Annotated in this window: 14 protein-coding genes; all 14 read left to right on the forward strand. The window is 65.2% G+C overall.

The window, feature by feature from the left end; translation table 11 throughout:
- Positions 1–80: 80 nt before the first annotated feature.
- A protein-coding gene (locus ACNFJ7_RS16290) for an IS630 family transposase (RefSeq protein WP_152997892.1) occupies positions 81–1,027 on the forward strand; the annotation gives its coding sequence in 2 pieces (ribosomal slippage) (positions 81–417 and positions 417–1,027; 948 coding nt in all).
- A 177-nt stretch (positions 1,028–1,204) separates the two neighbouring features.
- Positions 1,205–1,732 (forward strand): DUF4269 domain-containing protein, encoded by a 528-nt coding sequence (locus ACNFJ7_RS16295; RefSeq protein WP_019368400.1) that lies wholly within the window; start codon positions 1,205–1,207, stop codon positions 1,730–1,732.
- Positions 1,733–2,741: 1,009 nt separating this feature from the next.
- Positions 2,742–3,110 carry a 30S ribosomal protein S13 gene (gene rpsM / locus ACNFJ7_RS16300; RefSeq protein ID WP_019368401.1) on the forward strand — a complete coding sequence of 123 codons (369 nt, stop codon included), beginning with the start codon at positions 2,742–2,744 and terminating at the stop codon, positions 3,108–3,110.
- A 74-nt stretch (positions 3,111–3,184) separates the two neighbouring features.
- Entirely contained in the window at positions 3,185–3,574 is a 390-nt protein-coding gene (gene rpsK, locus ACNFJ7_RS16305) for a 30S ribosomal protein S11 (RefSeq protein WP_019368402.1), read from the forward strand.
- Between the two features lie 99 nt (positions 3,575–3,673).
- Complete coding sequence (locus ACNFJ7_RS16310) at positions 3,674–4,741, forward strand: DNA-directed RNA polymerase subunit alpha (RefSeq protein WP_019368403.1); 1,068 nt, start codon at positions 3,674–3,676, stop codon at positions 4,739–4,741.
- A 169-nt stretch (positions 4,742–4,910) separates the two neighbouring features.
- Positions 4,911–5,714 carry a formate/nitrite transporter family protein gene (locus ACNFJ7_RS16315; protein WP_037513121.1) on the forward strand — a complete coding sequence of 268 codons (804 nt, stop codon included), beginning with the start codon at positions 4,911–4,913 and terminating at the stop codon, positions 5,712–5,714.
- 124 nt (positions 5,715–5,838) lie between these two features.
- Positions 5,839–6,261 (forward strand): 50S ribosomal protein L17, encoded by a 423-nt coding sequence (gene rplQ / locus ACNFJ7_RS16320; RefSeq protein ID WP_019368405.1) that lies wholly within the window; start codon positions 5,839–5,841, stop codon positions 6,259–6,261.
- A gap of 140 nt (positions 6,262–6,401) precedes the next feature.
- Positions 6,402–7,853: an aldehyde dehydrogenase gene (locus tag ACNFJ7_RS16325; RefSeq protein ID WP_019368406.1), complete on the forward strand. Its 1,452-nt coding sequence runs from the start codon at positions 6,402–6,404 to the stop codon at positions 7,851–7,853.
- A gap of 56 nt (positions 7,854–7,909) precedes the next feature.
- Complete coding sequence (locus tag ACNFJ7_RS16330; protein ID WP_019368407.1) at positions 7,910–8,746, forward strand: p-hydroxycinnamoyl CoA hydratase/lyase; 837 nt, start codon at positions 7,910–7,912, stop codon at positions 8,744–8,746.
- A gap of 14 nt (positions 8,747–8,760) precedes the next feature.
- Complete coding sequence (locus ACNFJ7_RS16335; protein WP_019368408.1) at positions 8,761–10,893, forward strand: acetate--CoA ligase family protein; 2,133 nt, start codon at positions 8,761–8,763, stop codon at positions 10,891–10,893.
- Positions 10,894–10,935: 42 nt separating this feature from the next.
- Complete coding sequence (locus ACNFJ7_RS16340) at positions 10,936–12,234, forward strand: MFS transporter (RefSeq protein ID WP_019368409.1); 1,299 nt, start codon at positions 10,936–10,938, stop codon at positions 12,232–12,234.
- A gap of 32 nt (positions 12,235–12,266) precedes the next feature.
- Positions 12,267–12,677 (forward strand): GNAT family acetyltransferase, encoded by a 411-nt coding sequence (locus ACNFJ7_RS16345; RefSeq protein WP_019368410.1) that lies wholly within the window; start codon positions 12,267–12,269, stop codon positions 12,675–12,677.
- 7 nt (positions 12,678–12,684) lie between these two features.
- Complete coding sequence (locus ACNFJ7_RS16350; RefSeq protein ID WP_019368411.1) at positions 12,685–13,032, forward strand: ArsC family reductase; 348 nt, start codon at positions 12,685–12,687, stop codon at positions 13,030–13,032.
- Positions 13,033–13,115: 83 nt separating this feature from the next.
- Positions 13,116–13,553, forward strand: a complete 438-nt coding sequence (locus ACNFJ7_RS16355; RefSeq protein ID WP_236704381.1) for a hypothetical protein — start codon at positions 13,116–13,118, stop codon at positions 13,551–13,553.
- Positions 13,554–13,580 lie beyond the last annotated feature (27 nt).

Raw genomic sequence — 13,580 nt, forward strand, 5'->3', positions numbered from 1 at the left:
ACCGCACTGAATCGGTGAGGGATTCCCAAGGAACGCGATTTCTGATTCAGAATGCATGCCGGTGAAGGAGTCCGGCATGGATGGGTCATGCTTTGTCGATGGATTTGCGGGTTCGTCTTCTGGCTGTGATTGACGGCGGGCTGAGCTGTCGGGCTGCAGCCGCCCGGTTTGGGGTTGCGCCGTCGACCGCGATCCGCTGGCACGCCCAGCGGCGGGAAACGGGCAATGTTGCCGCCAAGCCGCAAGGCGGAGACATGCGTTCGCGTCGGGTTGAGGAACGGGCAGCTGACATTCTCGCGCTGTGGGAGGCCCGCAAGGACATCTCGCTGGAAGAGCTTCGCCGAGCCTTAGCCAAGAAGGGTCTGGCAGTCTCCGTCGCAGGGCTGCATCGCTTTTTCGCGCGTCGAGGCATGACGCGCAAAAAAAGACTGGCCATGCTGTCGAGCAAGACCGGCCCGACATCCTGAAACAGCGCCGCGACTGGTTCGACGGCCAGGTCGATCTGGAACCGGAACACCTGGTCTTCATCGACGAGACCTGGACCGCCACCAACATGACCCGCAGCCATGGCCGCTGCGCCAGGGGTGAGCGGCTGCGGATGGGATATCCGCATGGCCATCGCAAAACCACCACGCTGGTTGCCGGCCTGCGCATGACCGGCATGGTCGCGCCGATGGTGCTCGACGGCCCGATCAACGGCGACTGGTTCGAAGCCTATGTGGCGCAGGTCCTTGTGCCCACACTGCGCCCCGGCGACATCGTCATCATGGACAATCTGTCGAGCCACAAGCGACCGGCGGTCCAGCATCGGATCGAGGCGGCAGGCGCAACGCTGCGCTTCCTCCCGCCCTACAGCCCTGACTTCAACCCGATCGAAAAGGCCTTTGCACGCCTCAAGGCCATGCTGCGAAAAGCCGGCGAGCGCACTGTCAGCGGCCTGTGGAACCGCATCGGCGCGCTCGTCGACATCTTCCAGCCCAGCGAATGCGCCAACTACTTCAGTTCCTGCGGATATGATCCAGATTGATCGGAAAACGCTCTAGTTCGGAAAACAGCGATCGAGCATATTTTGGACAAGCGAATGGGTTGAACGGCTTCTGGACGGACCGCCGGGGCACCGATGCCAAAATTGCTCCCTTTGCGCGACGCGCATCAGCCGGTGTCGTCCTTTGCACGCCCGCAAACCCATCATAGAAACGCTACGATGGAAAGGCCGCACTATCTGGAGGCACTGGAACGAACGGGCGTTCTGCCGAAGCTGGCTGCGTTCAATCCCCATGTTGTCGGCACGCCGCCATTGGGTTTGGATCTTCCAACGAGCGATATCGATGTTGTTTGCTTCGCCCCCGATGCGGACGCGTTCGCCTACACCGTATGGAACGCCTTTGGCACGTCCGCGAAGTTCGGCATGTGGCAGAAGATCAACCTTGGTCGGGCCGTCGTAGCCAGTTTTGTCGCCGCCGGCTGGACCATCGAGTTATTCGGTCAAGCGTCTCCCATCTCCGAACAGTATGGGTGGCGGCATTTTCTTGTGGAGCAAAGACTGCTGGCGCTTGGTGGCGACATCTTCCACGCTGCGGTGATGGCGCGGCGTACCAATGGCATGAAGACAGAGCCGGCATTTGCGGCCGTGCTTGGTCTTGATGGTGATCCATATCAGGCGTTGCTTAGCCTTGAGGGCTGCTCAGACGTGGAACTGACCGCTCTGCTGAAGGATCAGGGATTCAGGTGAGGGCGCTGCCCGAAAACCATCATTATTGGGACGGCAGCTATAGCTGCCGCTATCCCGAAAGTCGCCTGTCCGCTCTCCGCCCAGCTCCGGGGACGCGCGGCCATTATCACCCGCACGGCTGCACGCACGACACCATCTTGCGCCTCGGTGGTGTTCTCTATATGTACCAGGCGCTTCGCTATCCGGGGCCGCTCTTTGATATCGTTTGCCAATGCTCCTGCCTGCGAAGCGACACGCTTCGCCTCTTTGGCCGATGCTTCAACGGGCGGGCGCATGCCCGATCCTCCGGAAGCCTAAACTTCCTAAACTTCGCATCTCTTCGCCGGCGCTTGGCCCAGCCTGCGGAAACGCGCGCGAGCCTAAACTTCCTAAACTTAGCACCTCATTCATCGGTGCGTGGCAGGGCTTGCGGAAACGCGCACGAGCCTAAACTTCCTAAACTTCACACCTCCTTCGCCGGCGCGTGGGCGAGCCTGCGGAAACGCGTGCAGACCTAAACTTCCTAAACTTCATGCGGTGGCCAGCTGTGCGGCTCGGCGGTTCTCCATCCAAAATTGTCGTCGTTCGCGCGAAGGCGGGGATCCATTGGCGCTGATCTTCCGGTTCATTCCTCTAGCGCACAGGAATGGGTTGCCGCTTCGGGATGGCGGCGGGTTGCAACGGCGGCGCTATCCGATGGCGTCTGCCGTCGCCCTGGTCGCTGCGGGAGATGGGCGGCTCCCCGACCGCAGCGCCGCTCCCGCTATCCGAAACGGGACGCGCTTCACCTCCGCAGCGCGCGCCGCGCTTGGCGGGCCGGGAACCTTGCTATATAGAGAAGGTTCAGCATTTTCCGGCCCCGCGGCGCTTGACAGTTCGCCTGCGGACCCGTATCTCGCGCAACTTCCGGAATAGGTGGATACGGCGGCGCTCCATCGCGTGCGTCGTGCCGCTGCATTTCGGAAGCAACGCTACGAGATGGGGTGCCCGCTGCCATGCAGCACTCCGTGGAGCTGGGAGAATAAATTTCATGGCACGTATTGCGGGTGTTAACATCCCGACCAACAAGCGCGTCGTTATCGCGCTGCAGTATATCCACGGCATTGGCGCGACCAAGGCCAAGGAGCTCACCGAAAAGCTGAACATCGCACCGGAGCGCCGCGTGCAGGACCTGAGCGATCAGGAAGTGCTGCAGATCCGCGAAGCGATCGACGCCGGCTACACCGTGGAAGGCGATCTTCGTCGCCAGGTGGCGATGAACATCAAGCGCCTGATGGACCTGGCCTGCTATCGTGGCCTGCGTCACCGCAAGGGCCTGCCGGTTCGTGGCCAGCGCACGCACACCAATGCGCGCACCCGCAAGGGCAAGGCCAAGCCGATCGCCGGCAAGAAGAAGTAATCGCGCACTCCGCGATTATTTCCTCCCGAGGCCCCGCGCCTCCAGGTCAGAGCTTCTAGGTCAGGAATTCCAAAATGGCACGTGAACCGCAGCGCATTCGCCGTCGCGAGCGCAAGAACATCACCGCCGGCGTCGCGCATGTGAACGCCAGCTTCAACAACACCATGATCACCATCACCGATGCGCAGGGCAATGCGATCAGCTGGTCGTCGGCCGGCATGATGGGCTTCAAGGGCTCGCGCAAGTCGACCCCGTACGCCGCGCAGGTCGCCGCTGAAGACGCAGGCCGCAAGGCCGCCGAGCACGGCGTTCGTACCCTTGAGGTCGAAGTGAAGGGTCCGGGTTCGGGCCGCGAGTCGGCGCTGCGCGCGCTGCAGGCGGTCGGCTTCCAGATCACCTCGATCCGCGACGTGACGGCGATCCCCCATAACGGCGTACGGCCCTCCAAGCGCCGTCGCGTCTGATACGTCCTGCTTGTGCCGCAGGCCCTGAGGCGGGTCTGCGGTCTTGCAGTAAATACCTGGCGGGGGATGCCTCTTCCCCGCCCAACATGAGGAAAGCCCGTGTCGGTCAACGCTAAGAACTGGCAGGAACTCAAGAAGCCCAACGGCCTCGAGAAGAAGCCCGGTGGCGATCCCAAGCGGAAGGCGACGTTCGTTGCCGAGCCGCTGGAGCGTGGCTTCGGCCTCACGCTCGGCAACGCGCTGCGTCGCGTGCTGCTGTCGTCGCTGCAGGGCGCGGCGGTCACCTCGATCAAGATCGAGAATGTGCTGCACGAATTCTCGTCGCTCGCCGGGGTGCGCGAGGACGTGACCGACATCGTCCTCAACGTCAAGCAGATCGCGCTCAAGATGCAGGGCGAAGGCCCGAAGCGTCTCCAGCTGTCGGCTACCGGCCCCGCCGAAGTGAAGGCAGGCGACATCGCGGTTTCGGGCGACATCGAAGTGATGAACCCCGAGCTGGTGATCTGCCATCTCGACGACGGTGCGACGCTGAACATGGAACTGACCGCGGACGTGGGTAAGGGCTATGTGCCCGCAACCGCGAACCGCCCGGCCGATGCGCCGATCGGCCTGATCCCGGTCGATGCGCTGTTCAGCCCGGTCCGCCAGGTTTCGTACAAGGTCGAGAACACCCGCGTCGGCCAGGAGCTCGATTACGACAAGCTCACCCTGACGGTGGAAACTGACGGCACGGTGACCCCGGACGATGCGCTCGCCTATGCGGCTCGCATTCTTCAGGACCAGCTGGCGCTGTTCGTCCACTTCGACGACTCGTCGGTCACCCGTGCGGCACCGGTCGGCATGGTCCCGGCGGCGGCGCCGGCGGAAGGTGGCGCGGGCGATGCCGCGCAGATCAACCGCTATCTGCTCAAGAAGGTCGACGAGCTGGAGCTTTCGGTCCGCTCGGCCAACTGCCTCAAGAACGACAACATCATCTATATCGGCGACCTGGTTCAGAAGACCGAAGCCGAGATGCTGCGCACGCCGAACTTCGGCCGCAAGTCGCTCAACGAGATCAAGGAAGTCCTCTCCAGCATGGGCCTGCGCCTGGGCATGGAAATCCCGGGCTGGCCGCCCGAGAATATCGAGGAAATGGCCAAGAAGCTCGAGCAGGAGATCATGGGCTGAGCCCATCCTGCGGAGTGACAAGGTTGCGAAGGGCCGTCCCACCGGGGCGGCCCTTTTGCGTTGCCGGCCAACGGCGTGGCCCCGGGGCGGATCGAAACCCGCGGCGTCGGCGTTCGGTGGGGTAGGCGTGGCGGAAGGTGCGCGCCGGGGCTGCAGCAAGGAGAGCGGCATGGCCGACGCTGGTGAAGACCCGACGCCCAAGGAAATCGCAGCCGGCGCGCCGGACGCCTTGGCGGCGAAGGTGGATCGCTCCTACCCGCGGATGCTCGTGCTCGCCATGTTGGCCGGGGCGCTGATTGGCTTCGGTTCGATCGGGTACCTTATCGTCCAGGCCGGTCCCGGCGCCCCTTCCGGCGCGGGGCAACTGCTATCCGGCCTGGCCTTTTCCGTGGGCCTGATGCTGGTGATGGTCACCGGCGCCGAACTGTTTACCGGCAACACGATGTTCGTGCTGCCTGCGGCCGAGGGGCGCCTGTCTGCAGGCCGAATGATCGTCGCCTGGACGGTGGTTTGGATCGGCAATCTGCTCGGCAGCGCCGCGCTGGCGGCGGCGTTCGTCGCTGCGGGTGGCGCCGAGGGTGTCGACGGCGGCGTCGCGGCGGCGGCGGTGCGAGTCGCGACCGAGAAGGTCGGCAAGGGAGCGGGCGCGCTGCTTCTCTCCGGCATGCTGGCGAACATGTTGGTGTGCCTGGCCGTGTGGGGCGCGATGACCGCGACGTCGGTGTCGTCCAAGGTTTTGGCGATCGTCGGACCGGTGACGTTGTTCGTGGCAGCCGGTTTCGAACATTCGATCGCCAATCAGTCGCTGCTGCCGATCGGATGGCTGGTTCAGTCGGGCGATGCGGTCGGCGGTGCGGGGATCGCGTATAATCTTGCCCTGAGTACGGTCGGCAACATTGCGGGCGGCGCCGTGGTCGCACTTGGGCTGGGCTTTGGCCAGGGGAAACTCGGCGCCGAGCACGGCCGATCTTGACTCTTCGGGTGAAATCGGGTTCAGGGCGCGCTTCCTCGACGGAGGACGGCAGGGGGCTGCAGCCGTAATGCAGCCTGGCTCGGGGTACCTGAAACGGCCCTCTGACGAACGAAAGGATTGAATTATGCGCCATCGCGTAGGCGGTCGTAAGCTGCAGCGTACCTCGGCTCACCGTATTGCTCTGTTCCGCAACATGAGCGCAGCGCTCATCAAGCATGAGCAGATCACCACCACCGTCGCCAAGGCGAAGGAGCTTCGCCCGTACGTGGAGAAGCTGATCACCCTCGCCAAGAAGGGTGGCCTGTCCAACCGTCGTCTCGCGCATGCGCGGCTGATGGACGACGCCCAGCTGGTGAAGCTGTTCGACGTGCTGGCAGCGCGCTACGCCGATCGCAACGGCGGCTACACCCGCATCATCAAGGCCGGCATCCGCGCCTCGGACGCGTCGCCGATGGCGATCATCGAGTTCGTCGATCGTGATGTCTCCGCCAAGGGTCAGGACTCGGGCCCGGTGATGAGCGACGAGGATTTCGACGAAGCCGCCTGATCGGCTCCGTCTGAAAAGCTGCAAGAAGGGCGGTCGCGCGAGCGGCCGCCCTTTTCGTTTGCGTGCCCGCAAATCCCCTCTTGCCGTCTGCTTCGTAAACGTTATGATCCATAACAATAACGAAGAGGACGGAGAGGTTCATGTCCCACAACGACGTTTCGCTGCTGGTCGGTGGTGCGCCGCTCGCTACGGCACGCCAGTTTGAGCGCCGCAACCCGGTAACCGGCGAACTCGCCACCCGTGCCGCTGCGGCGACTCCCGAAGATGCTCTGGCGGCAGTCGCGGCCGCCCAGGCAGCCTTCCCCGCCTGGTCCGCGCAGGGGCCGAATGCCCGCCGCGCACTGCTGACGAAGGCCGCCGCCGCGATGGAAGCCCGCGCCGACGCGTTCGTCTCGGCGATGATGACGGAAATCGGCGCTACCGAGGGCTGGGCGCGCTTCAACCTGATGCTTGCCGCCTCCATGGTTCGGGAGGCTGCGGGTCTCACCACTCAGATCAGCGGCGAAGTCATTCCCAGCGATAAGCCGGGCTGTATCGCGATGGCGGTGCGCGAGCCGGCAGGCGTGGTGCTTTCGATGGCGCCGTGGAACGCGCCGATCATTCTGGCGACCCGCGCAATCGCGGTGCCGCTCGCCTGCGGCAACACGGTGGTGCTCAAGGCCAGCGAGCAATGTCCGCGCACCCATGCCCTGATCGTCGAGGCGTTCGTGGAAGCGGGCTTTGGCGGCGGGATTGTCAACCTCGTCACCAACGCGCCGGAAGATGCGGGTGAGGTGGTCGGCGCGATGATCGACGCGCCGGCGGTGCGCCGGGTGAACTTCACCGGATCCACGGGCGTAGGCCGTATCATCGCGGTGCGCTGCGCACAGAATCTGAAGCCGGTGGTGCTCGAACTCGGCGGCAAGGCCCCGTTGATCGTGCTGGAGGATGCCGATCTCGGCGAGGCGGTGAAGGCCGCCGCGTTCGGCGCCTTCATGAACCAGGGCCAGATCTGCATGTCGACGGAGCGGATCATCGTCGTCGATGCCGTGGCGGATGCGTTTGTCGAGAAATTCCGGGCCAAAGTTGCCACCATGGCTGTGGGCGATCCGCGCGAGGGCAAGACGCCCCTCGGCGCCGTGGTCGACACCAAGACGGTTACGCATGTCCGCAGCCTGATCGACGATGCGGTGGCGCAGGGGGCGGCGCTGGTGAATGGCGGCGAAGCCGATGGCGTGCTGATGCCCGCGCATGTCGTCGACAAGGTGACACCGGCGATGAAGCTGTTCCGCGACGAGAGCTTCGGCCCCGTGGTGGGCGTCATCCGCGCCCGCGACGAGGCGCATGCGGTCGAACTCGCCAACGATACCGAATATGGTCTGTCCGCCTCGGTGTTCACCCGCGACGCGGCGCGTGGCCTGCGCGTGGCGCGGCAGATCCAGTCCGGCATCTGCCATGTCAACGGCCCGACCGTTCATGACGAGGCGCAGATGCCTTTCGGCGGCGTCAAGGCATCGGGCTATGGCAAGTTCGGCGGCAAGGCGGGGATCGAGAGCTTCACCGAATTGCGCTGGATCACGCTGGAAACTCAGCCCGGCCATTTCCCAATCTGATTGCAACACCCTGGCCGCGCCGGGGTGCGCGGCTCCCCCACGGAGACCTTGAAACGATGACCGATCCAATCCAAGCCGCCACTGTCGCATACGACGTCGCCGACGGCATCGCCTGGGTGCGCTTCAACCGTCCCGACAAGCGCAACTGCATGTCCCCCCGGCTCAATCGCCGGATGGCGGAAGTGCTCGACGAACTGGAATATTGCGACGATGTCGGCGTGCTGGTGCTGAGCGGTGAGGGCACCGCCTGGTCCGCCGGCATGGACCTGAAGGAGTATTTCCGCGAGAACGAGGCCAAGGGACTGGGCGCTACACGCGGGGCGCAGCGGGAGGCATACACCTGGTGGCGCCGCCTGCGCTGGTACCACAAGCCGACGATCGCGATGGTCAATGGCTGGTGCTTCGGCGGCGGCTATGGTCCGCTGTTCGCGTGCGACCTCGCCTTCGCGGCGGAAGATGCGCAGTTCGGCCTTTCGGAAATCAACTGGGGCATCCTGCCCGGCGGCGGTGCATCGAAGGTGATCGCCGAGCTCACAGGTTTCCGCAACGCCATGTACCACGCCATGATGGGCGAGAACATCAGCGGCAAGAAGGCCGCCGAATGGGGGCTGGTCAACGAAGCGGTGCCGCTCGATGGCCTCAAGGCGCGAGTGGAGGATGTGGCCAAGGTGCTGCTCGCCAAGAACCCGGTTGCGCTGAAGGCGACCAAGGATGCGATTCGCCGCGTGCGCGAGATGACGTATGACAATGCCGAGGATTATCTGATCCGCGCGCAGGAAGCAGCCAACAGCTTCGACAATGAAGGCCGCAAGGAAGGCATCAAGCAGTTCATCGACGACAAGACGTACAAGCCGGGCCTCGGCGCGTACGACAAGTCGAAGCAGAACGCTTGAACTGGGGGGCACCGATGACCGTCGACACCCTTGCTCCGCCCCAGGCCGCCGCTGGTCTCGCGCTCGACCGGCTATTGCGGCCGAGATCGGTGGTGATCGTGGGCGCTTCGGACAAGCCGGGGGCGCTCGGCGCCTCGGTGCTCGCCAACCTGGAACGCAACGGCTTTGGCGGGGACATTCACCTGATCAATCCGAAGCGCGAGACGATCGGCGGGCGGCCCTGCCTGCCGTCGGTCGGAGCGCTGCCGGAGGGCGTCGACGCCGCCGTGCTCGCGATTCCGCGGGCGGGCGTCGTCGATACGATCCGGGCGCTCGCCGCGCGCAAGGTGGGCGCGGCGATCGTCTTTTCCGCGGGCTTTGCAGAGGGTGGGGAGCAGGGACTGGCGGATCAGCGTGAGATCGCCCGCATCGCCGCCGAAGCGGGAATGGTCATCGAAGGGCCGAACTGCCTGGGTCTGGTCAATTATGTCGAGCGGGTGCCGCTGACCTTTGTCGAAACTCTGGTGCCCGAACGTGGGCCCGGTGCGGGGGTGGGCATCGTTTCGCAGAGCGGGGCGATGGCAGCGGTGCTGGCGACGATGCTGCTCAGCCGCGATCTGCCGGTCACGTTGTCGGTCTCGACGGGGAACGAAGCAGCGAGCGGCGTCGAGGACTATGTCGATTACTGCGTGAGCGATCCGAATACGCAGGTGGTTGCGATGATCGTCGAGCAGTTTCGCAAGCCGCAGCGGTTTCTCGATGCCGCGCGCAAGGCGCGGGCCGCGGGCAAGCTCGTCGTGCTGCTGCATCCCGGCAAGAGCAGCGCCGCGCGCGAATCCGCCGCGACGCATACCGGCGCGATGGCCGGCGACTATCAGCTGATGCGGGTGATGGTGGAGCGCGCCGGCGTGGTCTTTGCCGAGACGCTGGAGGAACTGGGCGACATCACCGAAATCGCCGCGCGCTGCCCGGCGCTGCCCGGCGGCGGCACCGCGGTACTCGGCGAGTCAGGTGCGTTTAAGGCGCTGACGCTGGATCTGTGCGAAGAACTCGAAGTGGCGCTGCCGGCGCTCGACGATGGCAACGCGCCGCTGCTGCGGGCGGCGATGCCCGACTTTGTCGGCGTCAGCAACCCGCTCGACATCACCGCGCAGGGGCTGGTCGAGCCTGACATGTACTATCGCCTGCTCAAGGCGCTGGGCGCGGACGATCGCTTCGGCTGCATCGTTGCCGGCATCATCCTAACCGATGCGGCAACGGCGGCCATCAAGCTGCCGCCGATCCTGCGCGCGGTGGAAGAAGCGGCGCTGACCACGCCGCTGATTTTCGCGGGACTGGACGAAGGCGCGCCGCTGGGGGCGGAATATACCGCGCGGCTGCGAGCGGCGGGAGTGCCGTGCTTCGCGTCGACCGAGCGGGTGTTTCGGGCAATCGCCCGGCTTTCGCGGCACGCGGCGCGCGACTTCTCCACCTGCGACGCCGCGCCGCTTGCGTGCGAGGGTCTGCCACTCGGCGGGGTGGTGCCGGAATACCGCGCCAAGGCGGTGCTGGCACCACTTGGCCTGCCTTTCCCGAAAGGCGGCTTTGCCCGCACCGCGGAAGAGGCGGTGCAGATCGCCGGCGAGATAGGTTATCCGGTGGTGCTGAAGGCGCAATCGCCCGAGCTCAGCCACAAAAGCGATGCCGGCGGCGTGGTGCTGAATTTGGCTGACGAAGCGGAGCTGCGCGCCGGGTGGCGCAAGTTGCACGGCGATGTGAGCCGATATCGAGCGGACCTGACGCTGGACGGCGTGCTGGTCGAGGGCATGGGAAAGCGCGGGGTAGAACTGATCGTCGGCGCAAAGCGCGATCCCGAATGGGGGCCGGTGATCCTTGCGGGGTTCGGCGGGGTGACCGCGGAGATCCTTCAGGACGTCCGCCTGCTGCCGTGCGACCTCACCCCCGCGGCGATTGAGGGCGAACTGCATCAGCTGAAGAGCGCAGCGATCCTGCGGGGCTGGCGCGGCGCACCCGCGCTGGACGTGCCGGCCGTCGCGGCGCTGATCGCGCGCCTGGCGCAGGTACTGATTGCCGAACCTTCGATCCGCGAGGTGGATCTCAATCCGGTGGTGGTGCACCCTGCCGGCGAAGGGGTGGTGGCGCTCGACGCGCTGATGCTCACCGCCTGACGAACGACAAGCGGGCGGAAAGCCCCGAAGGAGAGGTTGAAGATGGCGGAGTCGTCCGAAATTCTGCGGCGGCTCGACGAGGCGCCGCTGAGCCGCACGCAAATGCTGGGCATTCTGCTCTGCCTGCTGCTCAACGCGCTCGACGGGTTCGATGTGCTGGCGATCAGCTTCGCCTCGCCGGGGATCGCGGCGGAATGGGGCATCGATCGCGCGGCGCTGGGGCTGGTGCTGTCGATGGAACTGATCGGCATGGCGGTCGGCTCGGTCGTGCTGGGGGGCTATGCCGACCGTGTCGGGCGGAGGCCGGCGATCTTGCTATGCCTCGCGATCATGGCTGCCGGCATGCTGGCCGCGACCTTCGCTCGCAATGTCGAGATGCTGTCCGGCTTCCGCCTGTTCACAGGGCTAGGCATCGGCGGCATGCTTGCTTGCACCAACGCGATGGCGGCGGAACTCGCCAACGCCCGCACCCGCAGCTTGGCGGTGGGGCTGATGGCGTCGGGCTATCCGATCGGCGCGATCGTCGGTGGATCGATTGCGGCGAAGCTGCTGGTCGGCGGGGACTGGCGGCACGTCTTCCTTTTCGGCGCGGGCATCACGGCGCTGTTCCTGCCGCTTGCCTGGTGGTTGCTCCCCGAATCGGTCCGCTATCTGTTCCAGCGCCGGCCGGCGAACGCGCTCGCCCGTGCCAACCGCTTGCTGGTGCGGATGGGGCAGGGTGCGATTGCGGCGCTGCCAGCGCGGGCGGAGTCCGGCACCAAACTGCCGCTCGCGCAATTGTTCGCCGCGCCGCTTGCCCGCACGACGATCCTGCTGACCCTCGCCTATTTCTGCCATATCATGACCTTCTACTTCATCATCAAATGGGTGCCCAAGATCGTCGTCGACATGGGCTATCCCGCATCGCAGGCGGCGGGTGTGCTGGTTTGGGCCAATGTCGGAGGGCTGGCCGGTGCGGTGCTGCTGAGCGTGCTCAGCTGGCGCGTGCCGTTGCGCGCTCTGCTGGTGATCGCGCTGGTCGCCGCGACGACGATGGTGGCGCTGTTCGGGCAGGGACAGCAGGATCTGACGGGGCTGGCGCTGATCGCCGCCATCGCAGGCTTCTTCACCAATGCCGGGGTGGTGGGGATGTACGCGCTGATCGCCCAGAGCTTTCCCACCGAGGCGCGCGGGCTAGGTACCGGCTTCGTGATCGGGGTTGGGCGCGGCGGCGCGGCCTTGGGCCCGATCGTCGCCGGCCTTCTGTTCGCGATGAACCTTGGCTTGCCGTTGGTGGCGCTGGCGATGGCGGGCGGATCGCTGATCGCGGCGGCGGCGCTGCTGGCACTCCGGCGGGGATAGCCGCGCGGCGGCCTCCACGATAGGCTGGTGCGATGCAGATCGACGAAGCGCGCGCGGCGGATCGGAACGAAGTGGTGGTGCTGTGGCAGGCCGCCGCCCTTACCCGCCCGTGGAACGACCCGACGGCTGATTTCGACCGTGCGGTGCAGGGGGCAAGCTCTGTTATCCTCCTGCTCCGCAGCCACGGAACCCTGCTCGGCACGGTGATGGTGGGCGAGGACGGGCATCGCGGCTGGGTCTATTATCTCGCTGTGGCAGAAGCGGCACGCGGACACGGCCATGGCCGCTCCCTTATGGCCGCCGCCGAATCATGGCTCCGCGCGCGCGGGTGCCCCAAGCTGCAACTGATGGTGCGTGAGGACAATGATGCGGCGATCGGTTTCTATCGTGCGCTGGGTCTGTCGCCGCAGCCGGTTGTGACGCTCGGCCGTTTCCTCCACTAGGACGACCATGACGATTGCACTGTATGGCATCAAGAACTGCGACACGATGAAGAAGGCGCGAGCCTGGCTGGATGCCAACGGCGTCGCCTATGCGTTCCATGACTATAAGGCGGAAGGCGTGGATCCGGCGCGGCTTGCCCGCTGGATCGCGCTGGAGGGCTGGGAGTCGCTGCTCAACCGCGCTGGCACGACCTTCCGAAACCTCTCCGATGCCGATAAGGTCGATCTGGATGCGGCCAAGGCCAGTGCGCTGATGATCGCGCAGCCATCCATGATCAAGCGGCCGGTGTTGGAAATCCCCGGCGGCCTGCTGATCGGTTTCGCGCCGGAACGCTATGCACGCGCGCTGCTTTGAGCTGAAAGTGGCCGGATAAACTGGATAAACCTCTGGAATTTTCCTAGGTTAACCACATTACACCCATACTATAATGGGGTCGCATGGCGTCTTACATTCGACAACGACCTGCCTACTGGTTCCAGGCCACCGCAACTTTGCTGTTCCTGTGGGGTGTGCTTGGATGTATCGCCTTCTATTGGCACGCCAGCTTCGATCCTGCGCAACCATCGGATGTCGGTGTATGGGAACGCGCCTATCATCGCGCGCTGCCGGGATGGTTCGCCTATGACTATGCGATTGCCGTGGGCGCCGCGCTGCTGGGCTCCATCGCGATGCTGCGGCGATCACGATCAGCCAATATCCTCTATGTGCTTTCGCTGGCCGCGGTGGTCGTTCAGTTCGGCTATGTCTTTGTCTTCACGCCGTTGTTGGCGGTGAAAGGCGTCGCTACCGCGGTGTTCCCGCTGTTTATCCTGGGAGTCGGCATCTTCCAGATCTGGCTGGCGGGGCTGGCGACGCGGCGGGGTTGGATCCTGTAGCGGCCATTGCCGTTCGCGGTTCGCAGT

This window comes from Sphingomonas sp. HT-1, from assembly GCF_048568905.1.
Taxonomy (GTDB): Bacteria; Pseudomonadota; Alphaproteobacteria; order Sphingomonadales; family Sphingomonadaceae; genus Sphingomonas.